This is a genomic window from Streptomyces sp. NPDC052496 (assembly GCF_040679095.1).
Taxonomy (GTDB): domain Bacteria; phylum Actinomycetota; class Actinomycetes; order Streptomycetales; family Streptomycetaceae; genus Streptomyces.
This window is the reverse complement of the sequence record NZ_JBFAUH010000025.1, coordinates 35,988-54,501: the sequence shown is the minus strand read 5'-3', so window position 1 is coordinate 54,501 and position 18,514 is coordinate 35,988. Positions and strand designations below refer to the sequence as shown.

General features: G+C 72.6%; 17 protein-coding genes. 9 read left to right on the top strand and 8 right to left on the bottom strand.

The annotated features are described in order from the left end of the window. Positions 1 to 42 precede the first annotated feature (42 nt). Positions 43 to 1,041, top strand: a complete 999-nt coding sequence (locus tag AB0L45_RS29485) for a TAXI family TRAP transporter solute-binding subunit (protein WP_365845233.1) — start codon at positions 43 to 45, stop codon at positions 1,039 to 1,041. 388 nt (positions 1,042 to 1,429) lie between these two features. Here AB0L45_RS29485 and AB0L45_RS29480 read toward each other — a convergent pair whose 3' ends face one another. The 4 genes from AB0L45_RS29480 to AB0L45_RS29465 form a co-directional block, all read right to left on the bottom strand. After that, positions 1,430 to 2,953 (bottom strand): DEAD/DEAH box helicase, encoded by a 1,524-nt coding sequence (locus AB0L45_RS29480; RefSeq protein ID WP_365845231.1) that lies wholly within the window; start codon positions 2,951 to 2,953, stop codon positions 1,430 to 1,432. A gap of 130 nt (positions 2,954 to 3,083) precedes the next feature. Continuing rightward, the gene (locus AB0L45_RS29475) at positions 3,084 to 3,287 is read right to left on the bottom strand and encodes a cold-shock protein (RefSeq protein WP_031008163.1); all 204 of its coding nucleotides are present in this window, start codon (positions 3,285 to 3,287) and stop codon (positions 3,084 to 3,086) included. 225 nt (positions 3,288 to 3,512) lie between these two features. After that, the gene (locus tag AB0L45_RS29470) at positions 3,513 to 4,922 is read right to left on the bottom strand and encodes a HAMP domain-containing sensor histidine kinase (protein ID WP_365845228.1); all 1,410 of its coding nucleotides are present in this window, start codon (positions 4,920 to 4,922) and stop codon (positions 3,513 to 3,515) included. A gap of 19 nt (positions 4,923 to 4,941) precedes the next feature. Next, on the bottom strand, positions 4,942 to 5,682 hold the full coding sequence (locus tag AB0L45_RS29465) for a response regulator transcription factor (protein WP_365845226.1): 741 nt from the start codon (positions 5,680 to 5,682) through the stop codon (positions 4,942 to 4,944). Positions 5,683 to 6,020: 338 nt separating this feature from the next. Here AB0L45_RS29465 and AB0L45_RS29460 point away from each other — a divergent pair, with 338 nt between their 5' ends. The 8 genes from AB0L45_RS29460 (at position 6,021) to AB0L45_RS29425 (ending at position 13,153) form a co-directional block, all read left to right on the top strand. Next, on the top strand, positions 6,021 to 6,806 hold the full coding sequence (locus AB0L45_RS29460) for an amino acid ABC transporter ATP-binding protein (protein WP_365845223.1): 786 nt from the start codon (positions 6,021 to 6,023) through the stop codon (positions 6,804 to 6,806). A 55-nt stretch (positions 6,807 to 6,861) separates the two neighbouring features. After that, positions 6,862 to 7,770 (top strand): glutamate ABC transporter substrate-binding protein, encoded by a 909-nt coding sequence (locus AB0L45_RS29455; RefSeq protein ID WP_365845221.1) that lies wholly within the window; start codon positions 6,862 to 6,864, stop codon positions 7,768 to 7,770. Between the two features lie 255 nt (positions 7,771 to 8,025). After that, positions 8,026 to 8,673, top strand: a complete 648-nt coding sequence (locus tag AB0L45_RS29450; RefSeq protein WP_365845219.1) for an amino acid ABC transporter permease — start codon at positions 8,026 to 8,028, stop codon at positions 8,671 to 8,673. Further along, a complete protein-coding gene (locus tag AB0L45_RS29445; RefSeq protein WP_365845217.1) occupies positions 8,670 to 9,635 on the top strand; it encodes an amino acid ABC transporter permease in 966 nt (321 codons plus the stop codon). Before AB0L45_RS29450 ends, AB0L45_RS29445 begins: the two co-directional genes overlap by 4 nt. Before the next feature lie 226 nt (positions 9,636 to 9,861). Then, the gene (locus AB0L45_RS29440) at positions 9,862 to 12,081 is read left to right on the top strand and encodes an FAD-dependent monooxygenase (protein WP_365845215.1); all 2,220 of its coding nucleotides are present in this window, start codon (positions 9,862 to 9,864) and stop codon (positions 12,079 to 12,081) included. Further along, a complete protein-coding gene (locus AB0L45_RS29435) occupies positions 12,078 to 12,164 on the top strand; it encodes a putative leader peptide (RefSeq protein ID WP_365845357.1) in 87 nt (28 codons plus the stop codon). Before AB0L45_RS29440 ends, AB0L45_RS29435 begins: the two co-directional genes overlap by 4 nt. Positions 12,165 to 12,239: 75 nt before the next feature. Next, positions 12,240 to 12,779 carry a cysteine dioxygenase gene (locus AB0L45_RS29430; RefSeq protein WP_365845213.1) on the top strand — a complete coding sequence of 180 codons (540 nt, stop codon included), beginning with the start codon at positions 12,240 to 12,242 and terminating at the stop codon, positions 12,777 to 12,779. Then, a complete protein-coding gene (locus AB0L45_RS29425; RefSeq protein WP_365845211.1) occupies positions 12,776 to 13,153 on the top strand; it encodes a rhodanese-like domain-containing protein in 378 nt (125 codons plus the stop codon). Before AB0L45_RS29430 ends, AB0L45_RS29425 begins: the two co-directional genes overlap by 4 nt. Before the next feature lie 106 nt (positions 13,154 to 13,259). On the opposite strand, the gene AB0L45_RS29420 is transcribed toward AB0L45_RS29425, so the two are convergent. The 4 genes from AB0L45_RS29420 to AB0L45_RS29405 all read right to left on the bottom strand — a co-directional run bounded on the left by AB0L45_RS29420 (position 13,260) and on the right by AB0L45_RS29405 (position 18,514). Further along, positions 13,260 to 14,342 carry a hypothetical protein gene (locus AB0L45_RS29420; protein ID WP_365845209.1) on the bottom strand — a complete coding sequence of 361 codons (1,083 nt, stop codon included), beginning with the start codon at positions 14,340 to 14,342 and terminating at the stop codon, positions 13,260 to 13,262. A gap of 679 nt (positions 14,343 to 15,021) precedes the next feature. Further along, positions 15,022 to 15,711, bottom strand: coding sequence for a recombination regulator RecX (gene recX / locus AB0L45_RS29415; protein WP_365845207.1), 690 nt, complete (start codon positions 15,709 to 15,711; stop codon positions 15,022 to 15,024). Between the two features lie 6 nt (positions 15,712 to 15,717). Continuing rightward, positions 15,718 to 16,845, bottom strand: coding sequence for a recombinase RecA (recA, locus tag AB0L45_RS29410; RefSeq protein WP_365845205.1), 1,128 nt, complete (start codon positions 16,843 to 16,845; stop codon positions 15,718 to 15,720). Positions 16,846 to 17,215: 370 nt separating this feature from the next. Then, entirely contained in the window at positions 17,216 to 18,514 is a 1,299-nt protein-coding gene (locus AB0L45_RS29405) for an AI-2E family transporter (RefSeq protein WP_365845203.1), read from the bottom strand.

The window sequence follows — 18,514 nt, the reverse complement described above, 5'->3', positions numbered from 1 at the left end:
CGCCCCTCCCTTTCCCGGTGCGGGGCTGGCAGGATCCCGCCCATGGTTTCCGTACTCCCCCGCACCGGCGGGCGCCGGGTGCTGCTCGCGGCGGCCGCGGCGCTGACCGCGCTCGGCCTGCTGCTGTGGTGGCTGCTGCCGCTGGGCGGCCCGCCCGCGCCCGGCGGGCAGCTCACGCTGACCACCGGCGTGCGCTCCGGCGTGTACGCGCGCTACGGGGAGCTCCTCAAGCAGGATCTGCGCCGGGACCTGCCGCAGGTCGACGTGCGGCTGATGAACAGTGCGGGGTCGCTGGACAACCTGGCCCAGTTGACGCAGGGGAACGCCGAGTTCGCGATCGCGACCGTGGACGCGGTGGCCGAGTTGCAGCGCCTCAAGCCCCGGGAGGCGGCGCGGCTGCGGGCCTGCGCGCGGCTGTACGACGATTACATGCAGCTGGTCGTCCCCGCGGGCTCCACGGTCGGTTCGGCCAAGGACTTGAGGAAGCTGCGCGTCGGTGTGGGGGCGGACGGGTCCGGCGTCCAGCTGATCACCCGGCGGCTGGTCGCAGCGGCTGGACTCGACTTCGACCGGGACATCGAAGCCGTACGCGTCGGTATCGACCGGATGCCGAAGCTGCTGGAGGACGGCGAGCTGGACGCCTTCTTCTGGTCGGGCGGGCTGCCGACCTCGGCCGTGCAGCAGGTCGCCCGGCGGATGCCCGTACGGCTGGTCCAGCTCGGGGATCTGATCCCGGCGCTGCACCGGCAGGGCGCGCGGACCCGGCACTACCGGGCGGCCGTGATGCCGGCCGACGCGTATCCGCAGGTCCAGAAGGGGCAGGCGATCAGGACGATCGCGGTCGCGAACCTGCTGGTGACCACCGACCGGCAGGACCCGGTGCTGACGGAGGCGATCACCCGGACCGTCATAAAGAGCCGGGACCGGATCGGTACGGAGGTGCACGCCGCCCAGAAGGTGGACCTGCGGACCGCGGTGTTCACCGATCCGCTGCCGCTGCACGAGGGCGCGCGGCGCTACTACGTGTCGGAGAAGCCGTAGGACGCCGGGTCCGTGAACTGAAAGCGCCGGGGCGTGCACGGACCACCGTGCACGCCCCGGCGCGCGCCATGCCGTGGAGACCCACGGAGTGCGGCGCGTCACGCCTTACACGCCTCCGGCGCGCCTCATGCCGTGGAAACCCACGGAGTGCAGCGCGTCACGCCTTTCACGCCTCCGGCGCGCCTCAGCCCGTGGAAACCCACGGAGTGCAGCGCGTCACGCCTTTCACGCCTCCGGCGCGCCTCAGCCCGTGGAAACCCACGGAGTGCAGCGCGTCACGCTTACACGCCTCCGGCGCGCCTCATCCCGTAGAAACCCACGGAGTGCAGCGCGTCACGCCTTTCACACCCCGGCGCGGGTCACACCGCGGAAGCCCAGGAGGCGCGCCTCACGCCTTGGGCGCCCGCGGGGTGCGCGGGCCCTTCGGAGCGCGGGAGGGGCGGCGGGACGGACGGCCGCCGCCCGAGGCGCCGCTGCCGCCGCCCGCCGAGCCGCCGCCGGAACCGCCGCGGCGCGGCCGCCGCCGTCCGCTGCCGCCGCCCGCGGGCTTGGCCCGCTCCTGCTGCGCGGGAACGGCGATCACCACCGGCTCTCCGGACGGCGCCTGCGCGCCCGTGATCCGTATCAGTTCACTGTCGCCCGGGCGGACCCGCGCGGTACCGGGGGTGATCTTCGCCCGGGACATCAGCCGGCTCATGTCCCGGCGCTGGCCGGGCGTGACCAGGGTGACGACGGTGCCCGACTCACCGGCCCGCGCGGTGCGGCCGCCGCGGTGCAGGTAGTCCTTGGCCTCGGTCGGCGGGTCGACGTTGACCACGAGGTCGAGGCCGTCGATGTGGATGCCGCGGGCGGCGACGTTGGTGGCGATCAGCGCGGTGGCCTGGCCGGTGCGGAACTGCTCCAGGGTGCGGGTGCGCTGCGGCTGGGACTTGCCGCCGTGCAGCGCCGCGGCCCGTACACCCTGCGCCAGCAGGTGCTTGGTGAGCCGGTCGGCGCCGCGCTTGGTGTCCACGAACATGATCACGCGGCCGTCGCGGGCGGCGATCTCGGTCGTGGTGGCCCGCTTGTCGGTGTCGTCCACGTACAGGACGTGGTGCTCCATGGTGGTGACCGTGGCGGCCGACGGGTCCACGGAGTGGGTGACCGGGTCGGTCAGGAAGCGGCGGACCAGCTTGTCGACGTTGCGGTCGAGCGTCGCGGAGAACAGCATCCGCTGACCGTTCGGGTCCACCTTCTCCATCAGGCGGGTGACCTGCGGCAGGAAGCCCATGTCGGTCATCTGGTCGGCCTCGTCGAGGACCGTGACGGTGACCTGGTCGAGCTTGCAGGCGCCGCGGTCCAGCAGGTCCGCGAGCCGGCCGGGGGTGGCGACCAGGATCTCGGCGCCCTTGCGCAGCGCGTCGACCTGACGGTTGATCGAGGTGCCGCCGACGACCGTGGTGGTGCGCAGGCCGACCGCCGTGGCGTACGGCGCGAGCGCCTGGGTGACCTGGGTGGCCAGCTCGCGGGTGGGCACCAGCACCATCGCCAGGGGGCTCTTGCTCTCGGCGCGGCGGCCCGCCGTACGGCTGAGCATCGCCAGACCGAAGGCCAGGGTCTTGCCGGAGCCGGTGCGGCCGCGGCCGAGCACGTCCCGGCCCGCCAGGGTGGCGGGCAGCGTCGCGGCCTGGATGGGGAACGGCTCGGTGACGCCCTGCGCGCGCAGCGCGGTGAGAAGGGCCGGTGCCAGCGGCAGCTCGTCGAAGGAGACGGCGGGCGGCTGGGGGGCCGTCCGCGGGGACGGCTGGGAGGCGGCGCTCTGTCGCGGTGCGTTCGCTCGGGTCACTGAAAGCCCTTCGGTGGCAGGGAGGCCGAGCGCGTACGGAACGGTGCCGTGCGGTCTCGGAGCCGCATGGGTACGGGGCGTACGCATACGGGTCGTGCGGCTGCGGTGCGGTCGCGGGGTGGCGGGCGCGCACCGGCGGGCGTACGGAACGGGCCGTACGGATACGGACGGGGCCCGCACCGGTCGGTGCGGGCCCCGTCCGCGGACGCGCGGTCCGTCAGGCGGGGATGATGTTCTCCGCCTGCGGGCCCTTCGGGCCCTGGGTCACGTCGAAGCTGACCTTCTGGCCCTCCAGGAGCTCGCGGAAGCCCTGAGCCTGGATGTTCGAGTAGTGGGCGAAGACGTCGGGGCCGCCGCCGTCCTGCTCGATGAAGCCGAAGCCCTTTTCCGCGTTGAACCACTTCACGGTGCCGGTGGCCATGTTTTTCTCCTTCTAGGGGCAAACCGGAGACCGCACTGCGCGGCCTCCCTGTCGCCGAGATGATCGCCCCACACCGGAGAAAGGTCCGGAAAACAAGGAACGCCCGGGGCTTCCAGCCTCCGGGCGCGCACAAAGTTCATGGGTACAACAACTGCAACACCACCAACGGTAACACACCTCCACGGCGGCGGACGACCGTACGGGGACGGCGCCGGAACCTCCAGGTCAGGGCGCGGTGCGCGGTACCTCGACGGTCACCCGCAGTCCGTGCGGCCGGTGCGGCCCGAAGGAGAGGGTGGCGCCGCCGGCGGCGAGCAGCGCGCGGGTGATCGACAGGCCCAGGCCGGAGCCGGAGACGTTCTGGTGGCGGCTGCTGCGCCAGAAGCGGTCACCGATCCGGGCCAGTTCGTCCTCGGTGAGGCCGGGTCCGTGGTCGCGGACGGTGATCCGTACGTGCTCGCCGGCCGGCGCCACGCCGACGGCGACCCGTTCCCCGGCGGGCGTGAACTTCAGGGCGTTGTCGACCAGCGCGTCCAGGGCGCTGGAGAGCGCGACCGGGTCCGTCCAGCCGGTGACGGCCCGCTGGCCCTCGTAGGACAGCAGCACCCCCTTGTCGTCGGCCAGCGGCCGCCAGGACTCGACACGTTCGGCGGCGAGCGCGGCGACGTCGGTGAGCTGGAGGTCGGCGGCGGCGTGCTCGGCCAGCGCCAGGCCCAGGAGGTCGTCCAGGACCCGGGCCAGGCGCTTGCCCTCCGTACGGACGGAGGCGATCTCCTCGTTGCCCTCGGGGAGCTCCAGGGCGAGCAGCTCGATGCGCAGCAGCAGGGCGGAGAGCGGGTTGCGGAGCTGGTGGGAGGCGTCGGCGACGAAGGCGCGCTGCTGCTCCAGCACATCCTCGACGTTGTCGGCCATCTCGTTGAACGAACGGGCCAGGCGGCGCAGTTCCGGCGGCCCGGAGGCGGCGGCGACCCGGGACTTCAGCCGGCCGGTGGCGATGTCGTGGCTCGCGGCGTCCAGGACGCGCACCGGGCGCAGCACCCACCCGGTGAGCCGGAAGGCGGCGGCCACCGCGACGAGCATGGCCGCGCACTCCCCCGCCCCGATCAGCAGCCACCCGTGCAGGATGCGCGAGCGCATCTGCCCGGTGGGCGAGTCGGTGACGACGACGGCCACCACGTCGCCGTCCCGGACGACGGGCGAGGCGACCGGGATCCGGCCGTCCTCGTCCCAGGGCCAGATCTGCCGGGGGTCGTGGCTGCGGCGGCCCGCCAGCGCCTCGCTGAAGGCCCGCGCCCCCTCGCCCTCCTCGGGTACGCGCCAGCCGGCGGGCGCCGCCGCCATGGGCGTCCCGTCGCGGAAGAAGACGCCGGCGCGGATGCCGTACAGCTCGTGGTAGCGCTTGAGCTCGGCGCCGAGCGTGGCCTGCCGTTCGTCCTCGTCGGGGCTGTTGCTCCCGCCGCCCGGCCTGGTGGTGACGTACTGGGCGAGGGAGGCGAAGCGGGCCGCGTCGTCGATCCGGTCGACGACCACCCGCTGCTGTTCGACGGTGGCGTTGATGCCGGCGAGCGGGAAGCCGAGCGCGAGCAGCACCCCGGCGAGCAGGACGATGAGGAGCGGGAGGAGTCGGGTGCGCACGGTGCGGTGCCGCCGGCCGTCAGGAGGCCGGGCCGGCCGGTGACACGGCGGCCGGCGGGGCCACCAGGCGGTAGCCGACCCCGCGCACCGTCTCGATCAGCGCGGGCATCCGCAGTTTGGCGCGCAGCGAGGCGACGTGCACCTCCAGGGTCCGGCCGGTCCCCTCCCAGCTGGTACGCCACACCTCGCTGATGATCTGCTCCCGCCGGAAGACGACGCCCGGCCGCTGCGCGAGCAGGGCGAGCAGGTCGAACTCCTTGCGGGTCAGCGGGACGGTGGTGCCGTCCACGGACACCTGCCGGGTGGACAGTTCGATGGTGACGGTGCCGAGCCGCAGCCCGTCGCTCGGGGCGCCCTCCTCGGCAGGGGGCTCCTTGGCGGTGGCCGGCGCGGAGGGGCGGCGGCGGCTGACGGCGTGGATCCGGGCGAGCAGTTCGCCGGTGTCGTAGGGCTTGACCACGTAATCGTCGGCGCCGAGGTTCAGCCCGTGGATCCGTGACCGTACGTCCGCCCGCGCGGTCACCATGATCACCGGGGTGCTGCCGAGGCGCCGGATCCGGCCACAGACCTCGAAGCCGTCCTGGTCGGGCAGGCCGAGATCGAGCAGGACCACCCCGAAGGGCGCCCGGTCGCCGGGGAGCAGCGCCTGCAGCGCCTCCTCGCCGCTGCGCGCGTGCGTGACCTCGAAGCCGTGCCGGGACAGCACGGCGGACAGGGCGGCCGCGACATGGTCGTCGTCCTCCACGAGCAGCAGCCGCACCGGCCCCCTCCTCACGATGTGTGCCCGGCCGCGCATATCTGGACGCGCGGGCGCATAGGTGTACGGCCGCACGCGGGCGCGTACGGGCACGGGCCGTCCGCGGAGCGGCCAAAAGGCATCTACGGCGATGGACGGCACGCACGTCAAGGGGGTATTCCCGGAGGGACGGTTCCGTTATGCAGCCGGTACACCGGGGCGCCCGGCCCGCGCGCCCCGTTCACGCCGCGTGTCCCTTCGCGGCCGTATCGTTATGCTCAAATCCCGCTCAGATGTAATGACGCTGGTCGCAGGGCGTTACTAGGGTCCTCCCCAACCGAGGAGGACGGAGCTGTACGCCGATGAGCGAAGTATCGGTGACCAAGAGCGACAAGGGGCCCGCGCCGGCGGGCGACCCGCTGGTCGTGCTGGACAACGTGAACAAGCACTTCGGCGCGCTGCACGTACTCCAGGACATCGACCTGACCATCCGGCGCGGTGAGGTGGTCGTGGTGATCGGGCCCTCCGGGTCCGGCAAGTCGACCCTGTGCCGCACGATCAACCGGCTGGAGACCGTGGACTCCGGCGCCATCACGATCGACGGCAAGCCGTTGCCGCAGGAGGGGCGCGAGCTGGCGCGGCTCCGCGCCGACGTGGGCATGGTCTTCCAGTCCTTCAACCTCTTCGCGCACAAGACGGTGCTGGAGAACGTGATGCTGGGCCAGACCAAGGTCCGCCGCACGGACAAGAAGGCGGCCGAGGAGAAGGCCCGGGCCCTGCTGGACCGGGTGGGGGTCGGTACGCAGGCGGACAAGTACCCCGCCCAGCTGTCCGGTGGGCAGCAGCAGCGGGTGGCCATCGCCCGGGCCCTGGCGATGGACCCCAAGGTCATGCTTTTCGATGAGCCGACCTCCGCTCTCGACCCGGAGATGATCAACGAGGTGCTGGAGGTCATGCAGCAGCTCGCCCGGGACGGCATGACGATGGTCGTGGTCACGCACGAGATGGGCTTCGCCCGCTCGGCGGCCAACCGGGTCGTCTTCATGGCGGACGGCCGCATCGTCGAAGAGGCCGAGCCGAATCAGTTCTTCAGCAACCCGCGCAGCGACCGGGCCAAGGACTTCCTCTCGAAGATCCTTCACCACTGACCCCGCGGCCGGTCATCATGATTGCCAACTTCCGCAGAACCGAAGGATGTTCACCATGAGGATTCGTAAGACGGCCGCGGCGGGTGCGGTGGTGCTCGCGCTGACGGCGACGGCGACCGCATGCGGCGGCGAGTCGGGCACGGCAGGCGACAAGGCGTCCGGCGGGGACGTCTTCAGCGGTACGTACGCGGTCAACGACAAGGCAAACGTGAACTCGCCGGCCTGGAAGAAGGCCAAGCAGGCCGGGAAGATCACCATCGGCGCCAAGGCCGACCAGCCCTACCTCGGCTTCCAGGACACCACCGGCAAGCGGTCCGGCTTCGACATCGAGATCGCCAAGATGATCGCCGCCGACCTGGGCTTCTCCGAGAAGCAGATCGAGTTCAAGACGGTCGACTCCAACGTCCGCGAGACCGCGATCTCCAAGGGCCAGGTCGATTACTACGTCGGCACGTACACGATCAACGAGGAGCGCAAGAAGCAGATCGACTTCGCGGGCCCGTACTACACCGCGGGCGCGGACCTCCTGGTGCGCCAGGACGACAAGTCGATCACCGGCCCGGACACCGTCAAGGGCAAGAAGGTCTGCTCGATCGTCGGCTCCACCCCGCTCCAGGAGATCAAGAAGCCGAAGTACGGCGCGCAGACCACCGAGCTGGCCAAGTACTCGCTGTGCGTCAAGCAGCTGCTCGACGGCCAGGTGGACGCGGTCACCACGGACGACGCGATCCTCAAGGGGTACGCGGCCGAGCGGCCCAAGAAGCTGCGGGTCGTCGGCAAGCCGTTCACCAAGGAGCCGTACGGCGTCGGCCTGACGAAGGGCGACAAGGCGCTGCGGGACGCGATCACCGACGCGCTGGAGAAGCACATCAAGAACGGCGACTACAAGAAGGCGTACGAAGGCACTCTCGGCAAGTCCGGGACCAGCTTCGTCCCGCCGGAGACGCCGCTGCCGCGCGGCTGATCCAGGCCGCGCCACCGCTGTCCGCTGCCGCACGCCCCGTACGCCGCCTCGGCGGGCGTACGGGGCGTGGGTGCCTGACGATCCACGCGCCGGACCGCCCGCGCGCACGCCGTCGCGGGCCACGCCCGCGCCACCGGCCGTACATCCGTACGCCGCGCGCGGAAGCGCCCGCACGCCGGGCCGCGCTCCCGTACACCGCGCGCCACCGTCCACCCGTCCGCCGCTGCTGACCCTGACCGCTACCGCGGAGAACCCATGAACGTACTCCTCGACTATCTCCCCGAGTTCCGCACCGGGTTCCTCGGAACCGTGTCGCTCACCGCGGCCAGCGCGGCGCTCGCCCTCCTGCTGGGCCTCCTCATAGCCGGTTTCCGGGTCTCGCCGGTGCCCCCGCTGCGCGCCTTCGGGACGGCGTGGGTGACGCTGCTGCGCAACACCCCGCTCACCCTGCTGTTCCTGGTCGCCTTCTTCGTCGTCCCGCAGATCTTCTTCCCGGGCATCAGCCCGTTCGTGCTGGCGACCCTGGCGCTGGGCTTCTACACGTCCTCGTTCATCTGCGAGGCCGTGCGCTCGGGCATCAACACCGTGCCGCTGGGCCAGGCGGAGGCCGCGCGCAGCATCGGGATGACCTTCGTCCAGACGCTGCGCATCATCGTGCTGCCGCAGGCCACCCGTACCGTGATCCCGCCGCTGAGCAGCATCCTGATCGCGCTCACCAAGAACTCGGCCATCGCGGGCGCCTTCAGCAACGCCGAACTGTTCAACGTCTCCAAGCTCCTCAACGACCAGGGGCGGCCGATCGGCTGGATCTTCCTCTGGATCGCCCTCGCCTACTTGATCATCACGTTCGCCATCAGCGGCATCTTCCGGCTGCTCGAACGCCGCCTGGAGGTGGCCCGATGACCAGCGTCCTGTACGACGCCCCAGGGCCCAAGGCCAAGGTCCGCAACCGCGTCTACACCGTCGGCGGCGCGCTCGCCGTCGTCGGCCTGCTCGTCTTCGCCGTGGCGCGGCTGGCCGCCAAGGGCCAGTTCGACCCGGAGATGTGGAACATCTTCAACAACGCGGGCGTACGCACCAACATCCGCAACGGTGTCCTGACGACCCTCCAGGTCTTCGCGGTCGCCGCCGTGCTCTCGCTGGCGCTCGGCGTACTGCTCGCCGTCGCCCGGCTCTCCGACCACAAACCGGTGCGCTGGCTGGCGACCGGGTTCATCGAGCTGTTCCGGGCCGTCCCGCTGCTGATCACGATCTACGCCCTGTGGGTGATCCTGCTCTCCTACAAGGAGGAGCTGGGCCTGACCGGCGACAGCCCGCAGTTCTGGGCGCTGGTCGTCGGCCTGACCGTCTACAACGGCTCGGTGCAGGCGGAGGTACTGCGAGCCGGCATCAACGCGGTGCCCCGGGGGCAGCGCGAGGCGGCGTACGCGCTGGGCATGAGCAAGACGCAGGTCATGACGACGGTGCTGATGCCGCAGGCGATCCGGGCGATGCTCCCGACGATCATCAGCCAGCTGGTGGTGACCCTCAAGGACACCTCGCTCGGCTACGTCATCACCTTCGAGGAACTGCTGTACACGATCCAGCAGATGGCCAGCACCATCGTCGTCAACGACGAGAACCCGTACGTGCCGATGATCATCGTGGCCGGCGCGATCTACGTGGCGATGTGTCTGGCGCTGTCCGCGCTGGCCAACTGGATCGAGCGGCGCGGTCGGCGCGCCAAGACCGGCATCGTGATGGCCGGGGCCGCCGAGCCGGTCACCGCCTCGGACGCGCTGGAGGCGGCCGACGGCACGCCCGGCGGCCCGGTCGACACCCGGCGGCCGCCGGACATCCACGGCGGGGGCGGCGCCGGGGGCTGACGGTGTGACACCGTGGACGGGGGCAGTGCCGCGTGCGCCACTGCCCCCGTCACTTGACGCGGGCGCCCGCAATGGGTTGCATACGCTGTGTGATCGCGCACCGGGCTCCAACTGCCAGTTCCTGTACGTCCCGTAAGAGCCTGTGTCCGGCCCCGGGCCGGATCAGGGCACGTGGTCCGGTGCACGCCCCAGGCGCGGAGTTCCTGCGGCCCCGGGGAGCCATGTCGTGGACCCGGTGATCGTCGTCGGGGCCGGCCCCGTCGGCCTCGCGCTCGCCCTCTCCCTCGCCCGCCTCGACGTCCCGTGCGTGGTCCTGGACGAAGCTCCCGGCGCGGTCGACCCGCGGCCCGCCCGCACCGTCGTCCTGCGGCCGGACACCACCGCGTTCCTGGAGCGGCTGGGCTGCGGCCCGGCCCTGGAATCGGCCGGCACCCGCTGGACGGCCTGGCGCTCGGTGCGCCGGCGGCGCCTGCTGGAGCGGGTGGAGTTCGGCCCCGAGAACCCCTCCCCCGTCCATGTGCCGCAGCACGCGCTGACCCGGGCCCTGCGCACCGCGCTCGCCGCACAGCCCGGCGTGCGGATCGTCGCCGGCAGCCGGCTCGACGAGCTGCGGCAGGACGAGTACGGCGTCAGCGCCCACACCCGCGGCGCCAACGGCGCGTGGTGGCGTGCCGGTTACCTGATCGGCTGCGACGGCCCGCGCTCGACGGTCCGCAAGCTGCTGGAGATCCGCTTCCCCGGCCGTACGGCGGTCGAGCGGCACGCGGTGGCGGCGCTGCGTACGGAACTCCCCTGGCCCGGCGAGGCGTTGCTGCACCGCTCGCCCGCGCGGCAGGGCGGCGGGTCCGGGGGCGAGGTGACGGCCCGGCCGCTGCCCGGCGGGGTGTGGCGGCTGGACTGGCTGCTGCCGCCCGGCCGCGACCTGGTCACCCCGGACGCGTTGGTCGCCCGGATCCGCGACTCGCTGGCGGTGTGGTCGGCGGAGGCGGGGGCTGGGGTTGGGAGCGCGGGCGGGGTGCTGCATGGGGCTGGAGGTGGGGTCTCGGGGGCGCCGCACGGGGCCGGGGGCGGGGTGCCGCATGGGGCCGGGAATGGGGCGTCGCATGGGGCTGGAGGTGGGCTGTCGCATGGGGCCGGGGGCGGAATGCCGCATGGGGTGCCGCATGGGGCCGGGGGCGGGGTGCCGCATGGGGCCGGGGGCGGAATGCCGCATGGGGCCGGGAGTGGGGCGTCGGGGGCGCCGCACGGGGCCGGGGGCGGGGCCGGGAGTGGGGCGCGCGGGCCGGCCGTCCCGCCGTACGAACTTCTCGACACCGGCGTGCACACGGTGCACCACCGCCTGGCGCGGCGCTGGCGGCGCGGGCGCGTCTTCCTCGCCGGTGACGCCGCCCACCTGCTCGGCGCGCTCGGCACCCAGGGCCTGGACGAGGGCCTGCGGGACGCCGAGAACCTGGCGTGGAAGCTGGCACTGGCCTGGCACCAGGGCGCTTCGGAGGCCCTGCTGGACAGCTACCAGGCCGAGCGCAGGGGCGCCGTCACGGCCCGGCTGCGCGCCGCCGACCGGGCGCTGCCGCTGCTGCGCGACGGCGAGCGGGGCGGACGGTGGCGGGCCGTCCTCCCAGGGGCGGCGCGCGGACACACGGCGATGCTCACCGACGGCCACTTGGGGCGCGGACCACTCGGCGCGCCCCCCGCGTACGCCCGCTCCCCGCTCGCCCCGGTCACCGACCCGGCGTGCGCGATGGCGGTGGGGACGCAGCCCGGCGCGCCGGTCGCGGACGTCCCCGTGACGGCCTCGGACGGCTCGCAGGTGCCGCTCCGTGCCCGGCTGGGACGGGGCCTGCTGGTGGTGCTGGTCGCGCCGGGAACGGGCGTGTGGGACCGGCGGCACTGGAAGTCGGCCGGGCTGATGCCGCGCCTGTCCAAGACGGTGGACGCCCTGCCGATGCCCGCCGAGGTACTGGTCGCCGAGGCCTACCCGGGTGCGGTCGCGCACACCGTCCTGGTGGTACGGCCGGACGGCCACCTGGTCACGGCCATGGGCGGGGTCCGCCCGGCCGAACTGTACGCGTGTGCTGAGGCGGTTCGGGGCGGGGGCGCGGGGGGCGGTTCCGAGGGCGGTTCCGGAGGCGGCTCGGGAAGCGGTCCCGGGGGCAAGGCCGGTGCGGAAGCCGGCAGCGGGGCCCGCGCCGGGGTCGGCGGCGGGGCGGGTGCGGGATCGGGAGGTGCGTTTCCGGGTTCGGTGCGGCCGCCGTCCGGTGGGTCTCCGTCCGGTGGGTCTCCGTCCGGTGGACTGCCGTCCGGTGGGCCTCCGTCCAGTGGGTCGCCGTCCGCGGAGGAGGCGTTTCCGCAGGCCGGCGGGGACGCGGTCCGGGGCGTGCCGGAGGGGGAGGTCCGGCCGGCGGTTGACCCTGTGGGAAGCCGCGTGCTTGACTCCGGAACGTGACGGAGAACGGTTCGCGTTTCTGGCGGAGGTTCCACCTGGACCTGGTCCGCTACGCGGGCTGCGTGTGTCGTCCGTCCTGCTGATTCGCCTTTTCCCCTGCGCGCCGCCGTGCTCCACGCTGCCCGCGCGCCTCTTCGCGATCACTCAGGACGGTTCCTGTGCCCGACGTACGTACCCCCGCGCGCCCGCGCCCTGCCGCCACCGGCGGCCCCAGCGCCGCCGAACTCCTCGACTTCGCCCGCCGTACCTCCGCCGACGCCGCACTCGTCGCCTCCCTCCCCCTCGACCCCGAAGGCCGTACGTGGATCCGCCTGGACGGTCCCGGCGGCAGTGAGGCGTGGCTGATCGGCTGGCCGCCCGGTACGGGCACCGGCTGGCACGACCACGGCGGCTCGTACGGCGCGTTCGCCGCCGCCGCCGGTGAGCTGACCGAGCAGTCGCTCGCCGCCCAGCTGCCCACCGAGGGCTGGAAGATACTGGAACTGGCGGACGGCGTGGACCGGCAGCGGAAGCTGGCCGGCGGCCGCGGCCGCGCCTTCGGCCCGCACCACGTCCACCAGGTGCTCAACCTCTCCGAGGACACGCACGCCGTCTCGGTCCACGCCTACTACCCGCCGCTGCCGCTGATGCGCCGCTACAGCCGTACGGGGCCGGTCCTGCGCCTCGAAGAGGTCGAGCGCCCCGAGGACTGGCGGTGAGCGCCGTCGACGCGCTGCTGGAGGCGGCGCGCGCCGAACTGGACCGGGTGTCCCCCGAACAGGCCGCGGCGGTCCAGCGGGACGGCGGGCTCCTGGTAGACATCCGTTACGCGGCCCTGCGCGAACGCGACGGCACCATCCCGGGCGCGCTGATCGTCGAACGCAACGAACTGGAGTGGCGCCTGGACCCCACCGGCGCCCACCGCGCCCCCGAGGCCACGCGCCACGACCTGGCGGTGGTGATCGTCTGCAACGAAGGCTACGCGTCGAGCCTCGCGGCCGTCTCCCTGCGGCAGCTGGGTCTGTACCGGGCGACCGACCTGGTGGGCGGCTTCCAGGCGTGGCGGGCGGCGGGCCTGCCGGTGCTCGCATGAGGTGACGGGAGGTGCGGGGTTACGGGGGGCACGGGGGCGACGGCAGTTGCGGGGTTACGGGGGACGGGGTGACGGCGGGTCCTTTCGGTGCGGACCCGCCGTCGGTTCAGCGCACGGCGTCGAACTGCCGGACCACGAGCGGCAGGGCCTTGCGCACCGTCCCGTTGTGGTCGACGTCCCCGACGTCCGTGAGCTGGTGGGCGGCCCCGTTGGCGGTCAGCTGGCGCCGGCAGTGGCGGGCGTTGCCGATCGCCACGTCCTTGTCGCCCTCGGCGTGGTACAGGTGCACCGGCACGTCCGGGCGCCAGTCGCAGGTGGTGTTCAGCGGCTCCAGCTGGTGCCGCAGCTTCCCCCGTGGGCTGCGGATCCGGTCGAGGAACTCCGGGGTGAACAGCTCCTTCGAGGCCGCCGGGAGCGCCGCCGCGATCTCCGACGTCTCGTGGTCACCGTCGAAGAGCGTTTCCACCATGGCGTCGTACGGTGCGCGGAACACCTCCCCGGGTGTGTCGTACAGGCCGTACATCCGGTCCCACGCGGTCGCGAAGTAGGCCAGGTAGAGCGACGACCGGACGATCTTGTCGTCGGCCGCGGCGGCTTCGAAACCGCTCAGGTCGAAGGGGCCGGCGATCGGGGCGAGTGCCCCCAGGCGGAAGTACGGGTCGGTGCCCCGCTGCAGGGCCCGGCCGACCACCATGGTCGCGGGGCCGCCCTGGGAGAAGCCGCTGACCAGCACTTTCCAGTCGAGGATACGGCGCTCCTGCCGAGCGAACGCGCGAGCCGCCCGCAGCGCGTCGACCGAGGCGGTGACGGTCGCCTGCGGGTGCCCGTACGGGTGGGTGCCGGGGCCCTCGCCCAGGCCGAGGTGGTCCGGCGCCGACACGGCCCGGCCGGTCGAGGCGAAGAGCAGGGCCGCCGCCCGGTCGGTGGACTGCTCGTTCACCGAGGCCACGTCGCCCCGGTACACGGTCGTGCCGTGCAGCCAGGACACGGCCTGGAGGGCGCGCTCGCCGTTCTTGGGGGTGGCGACCAGCTGACTGGCCGTGGTGGGCTCGCCCCGCAGGCCGCGGGTGCGGTAGACGATGCGGTGGGCGCGTACGCCGTAGCGGACCTGGGCCGCATCGATACCGGCCTTCTCCAGGCGCGCGGCGACCTCCTCGGCATCCCGGTCGGTGACGAGGGTCACGGACACGACCGATCCGGGAGCCGCCTGCCGCTGGGGGGCGACGGCTGCGGGCAGTGACGCGGTTGCTGCCCCGGCCCTCGGGCCCGCGTCCGCGCCTCTGGGTAACGCTGTCGCTGCGGTTGCCGGGGGCGCTTCGGTTGCCGGGGTCGCTGAGGTCGCCGCGGTCACCGCGGCTGCTGCGGTCGCCGCGGTCACCGCGGTTGCTGCGGTCGCTGAGGTCACCGCGGTTGCTGCGGTCGCCGCGGTCACCGCGGTTGCTGCGGTCGCTGAGGTCACCGCGGTTGCTGCGGTCGCTGAGGTCACCGCGGTTGCTGCGGTCGCTGAGGTCGCCACGGTCACCGCGGTTGCTGCGGTCGCCGGGTTCACTGCGGCCGCCGGGGTCACGGTGGCCAGTACGGCCGTGGCACATCCCAGGGTGAGGGCGCCGGGCACCGTGAACCGTCCACGCGTTCGAGTAAAGATCATGCACCGCAGCCTGCTGCTCACAGCACCCACGCCACATTGGAGCCAACCTCCGTACCCCAGGGGGGACTCTCCCCGAGAGGCGGCTGACGCGGCGGCACCGCCCACCGGCCCGGCTCAAGCCACACCGCTCCCACCCGGCCCACCCGGCCCGCTCGGTCACCCCCTCCGCCTTGTCACCTCTTCACCGAGCAGCTCCCCCCCCGCTCCACGACCCGCCGCCTCACGCCTCCGGCAGGTGGTACTCCATCAGCTCCGGGTCTTCGCCTTCTTCCTCCAGCGCCTGCCGGACCACCCGTAGGGCGAGGCCCTCCGGGTATCCCTTGCGGGCCAGCATCCCGGCGAGGCGCCGTATCCGCTTCTCCCGGTCCAGGCCGCGGGTCGTGCGCAGCTTGCGGTCGACCAGTTCGCGGGCGGTGCGTTCTTCCTGTTCGGAGTCCAGCTGCCCGAGTGCCTCGTCGACCGTCGCCGGGTCGACGCCCTTGGTGCGCAGTTCGCGGGCGAGCGCGCGGCGGGCCAGGCCCCGCCCGTGGTGCCGGGACTCCACCCAGGCGCCGGCGAACTTCGCGTCGTCGATCAGCCCCACCTCCTCGAAGCGGGACAGCACCTCCTGTGCGGCGTCCTCGGGGATGCCCCGCTCGCGCAGGGCGTCCCCGAGCTGCTTGCGCGTCCGCGCGGACCCGGTGAGCAGGCGCAGGCAGATGGCCCGCGCCTGCTCCTCGGGCGTACGCGGCGGTCCCGCCTCGGCCCTCGACGAGGAGGAACCACCGCCGTCCTTGCGTTTCCTACGGTTCTCGGCGCCGCCCGCGGCGCTGCCGCCACCCCGGCCCTCGTCGTCACGCCCCCCGACGTGACCGACTTCGGTACCGGGGCCGCAGCCGTGGTCGTCGGGCCATTCCGTTCGCCGCGTCACGACGGACTAGCTCTTGGCCGCGGCGGCCTTGGAACCCTTGGCGCCCTTGGCGGCCGGTGCCGGTACGGACTTGGCCGGGGCCTCCGCGCCGGCCGCCGCACCCGCCGCGTCCGCGCCGGGCTCCGCCAGGTCCTCCGGCTTGACGCCGATGCCCAGCTTCTCCTTGATCTTCTTCTCCACCTCGTTGGCGAGGTCGGGGTTGTCCTTGAGGAAGTTGCGGGCGTTCTCCTTGCCCTGGCCGAGCTGGTCGCCTTCGTAGGTGTACCAGGCGCCGGACTTGCGGATGAAGCCGTGCTCCACACCCATGTCGATCAGGCCGCCCTCGCGGCTGATGCCCTGGCCGTACAGGATGTCGAACTCCGCCTGCTTGAAGGGCGGGGCGACCTTGTTCTTGACGACCTTGCAGCGGGTGCGGTTGCCGACCGCTTCGGTGCCGTCCTTGAGGGTCTCGATACGACGGATGTCGATACGCACCGAGGCGTAGAACTTCAGGGCGCGGCCACCGGTCGTGGTCTCCGGCGAGCCGAACATCACGCCGATCTTCTCGCGGAGCTGGTTGATGAAGATCGCGGTGGTCTTGGACTGGTTGAGCGCGCTGGTGATCTTCCGCAGCGCCTGGCTCATCAGACGGGCCTGGAGACCCACGTGGGAGTCGCCCATCTCACCCTCGATCTCGGCCCGGGGCACCAGGGCGGCGACCGAGTCGATCACGATGAGGTCGAGCGCGCCGGAGCGGACCAGCATGTCCGTGATCTCCAGGGCCTGCTCGCCGTTGTCCGGCTGGGACAGGATCAGTGCGTCCGTGTCCACGCCCAGCTTCTTGGCGTACTCGGGGTCGAGCGCGTGCTCGGCGTCGATGAAGGCGACGGAGCCGCCGGCCTTCTGCGCGTTCGCCACCGCGTGCAGGGTCAGGGTCGTCTTACCGGAGGACTCCGGGCCGTAGACCTCCACCACACGGCCGCGCGGGATGCCGCCGACGCCGAGCGCGACATCGAGTGCGGTCGACCCGGTGGGGATGACCTCGATGGGCTCGTTCGGACGCTCACCCATCCTCATCACGGCGCCCTTGCCGAATTGCCGTTCAATCTGTGCGAGCGCGGCGTCCAGCGCCTTCTCGCGGTCAGTGCCTGCCATGGCTTCCACCCGGTTTGCTTGAGTCGATCGCTTCACGTCCATGACGCTAACGCCTGCCACTGACAATGCGCCCGGACCCGGCTCCGGCCTGTGGATAACTCCCGGGAACTCCGGGCGCAGACACGGGTCGGACGTCTCATAAGAATAGATGTTCGATTTCAGTGTCAAGCGCGCCACGCGGGGCCCATGGGGCGGACGGCTGGGACCGGGGGTCAGGCGGCCAGAGACCGGGGCCAAGCGGCCGGAGACCGGGGCCAAGCGGCCGGAGACCGGGGATCAGGCGACCGGAGGCCGGGGGCTGGGAACTGGGGGCCAGGAAGCCGGAGGCCGGGACGGCCAAGCAGCTGGGGCAGCATCTGCCCCGGCCGCCTCACTCTCCCTTGCCGTCAGCACCGTCCTGGCCGCCCTGGCTGCCCCGGCCGCCCTGGCCGTCCTGACCGCCCCGATCGTCCCGGCCGTCGCCAGTCCCCCGCCCCTCCAGCGGCGCGGCCGGCGGCTCGTCGTGCAGGGACCGGCGCAGCCGCCGCAGGGCCGAGGACGCGCGCCGGCGCCGGCCGCCGCCCCGTACCCGTACGTCGTCCGTGACCTCGTACCGCTTCACGTACGCCCCCAGGAACGCCTGCAGCGTCGCGGTCGCCGGGATGGCGATCAGCGCGCCGACCGCGCCCATCAGCGCCGTGCCGGCGATCACCGACCCGAAGGCGACGGCCGGGTGGATGTCCACGGTCTTGGCCGTGATGCGCGGCTGGAGCAGGTAGTTCTCGAACTGCTGGTAGACCACGACGAACCCGAAGACCCACAGTGCGTACCAGGGGTCGACGGTGAACGCGATCAGGATCGGCAGCGCGCCGGCGAGGTACGTGCCGATGGTGGGGATGAACTGGGAGACGAGCCCGACCCACATGCCGAGCGCCGGGGCGTACGGGACGCCCAGGATCTCCAGCAGGACGTAGTGCGCGATGCCGGAGATCAGCGCCATCAGGCCGCGGGAGTAGAGATACCCGCCGGTCTTGGCGACCGCGATCTCCCAGGCGCGCAGCACCTCGGTCTGCCGGGAGGGCGGCAGGACCGAGCACAGGGCGCGGCGCAGCCGGGGGCCGTCGGCGGCGAAGTAGAACGAGAACAGGGCCACCGTCAGGAGGTTGAACAGGCTGCCCAGGACGGTCGCGGAGACGGCGAGCACGTTGTTGGCGCTGTCCTGGACGTACTTCTGCAGCCAGTCGGACCGCAGCAGGTTGTTCTGCACCTCGACCCGCGAGAGGTGGGTGTGGAAGGTGGTGTTGATCCAGCTGATGACCGAGTCCAGGTACTGCGGAAACTCCTGGACCATGGTGGCGATCTGGCCCGCGAGCATCGAGCCGAGCAGCGCGAAGAAGCCCGCGGTCCCGACGAGTATCCCGAGGAAGACCAGCCCGGTGGCGCCCCCGCGGCGCATCCCGCGGGCTGCCATCCAGTCCACGGCCGGCTCGACGGCCAGTGCGAGGAAGAAGGCGATCAGCACGTTCAGCAGGAGCGAGATGAGCTGGTGGAAGGCCCAGGTGGCGAGCTGGTAACAGGCCACTAGGGCGAGCGCCAGCACCATGGCGCGGGGCAGCCACCGCGGCATCCGCTGGGCGGTTCCTCCGGGGCGTGGGTCGTCGTGGCTGGTGGGATTCTCGGTCGCTGGCAC

Bases quoted from the DNA above. Each gene is read 5' to 3' on its own strand.
- AB0L45_RS29485 (WP_365845233.1), top strand. From the start codon at position 43: ATGGTTTCCGTACTCCCCCGCACCGGCGGGCGCCGGGTGCTGCTCGCG.
- AB0L45_RS29480 (WP_365845231.1), bottom strand. From the start codon at position 2,953: ATGCGTACGCCCCGTACCCATGCGGCTCCGAGACCGCACGGCACCGTT.
- AB0L45_RS29475 (WP_031008163.1), bottom strand. From the start codon at position 3,287: ATGGCCACCGGCACCGTGAAGTGGTTCAACGCGGAAAAGGGCTTCGGC.
- AB0L45_RS29460 (WP_365845223.1), top strand. From the start codon at position 6,021: ATGAGCGAAGTATCGGTGACCAAGAGCGACAAGGGGCCCGCGCCGGCG.
- AB0L45_RS29455 (WP_365845221.1), top strand. From the start codon at position 6,862: ATGAGGATTCGTAAGACGGCCGCGGCGGGTGCGGTGGTGCTCGCGCTG.
- AB0L45_RS29450 (WP_365845219.1), top strand. From the start codon at position 8,026: ATGAACGTACTCCTCGACTATCTCCCCGAGTTCCGCACCGGGTTCCTC.
- AB0L45_RS29445 (WP_365845217.1), top strand. From the start codon at position 8,670: ATGACCAGCGTCCTGTACGACGCCCCAGGGCCCAAGGCCAAGGTCCGC.
- recA (WP_365845205.1), bottom strand. From the start codon at position 16,845: ATGGCAGGCACTGACCGCGAGAAGGCGCTGGACGCCGCGCTCGCACAG.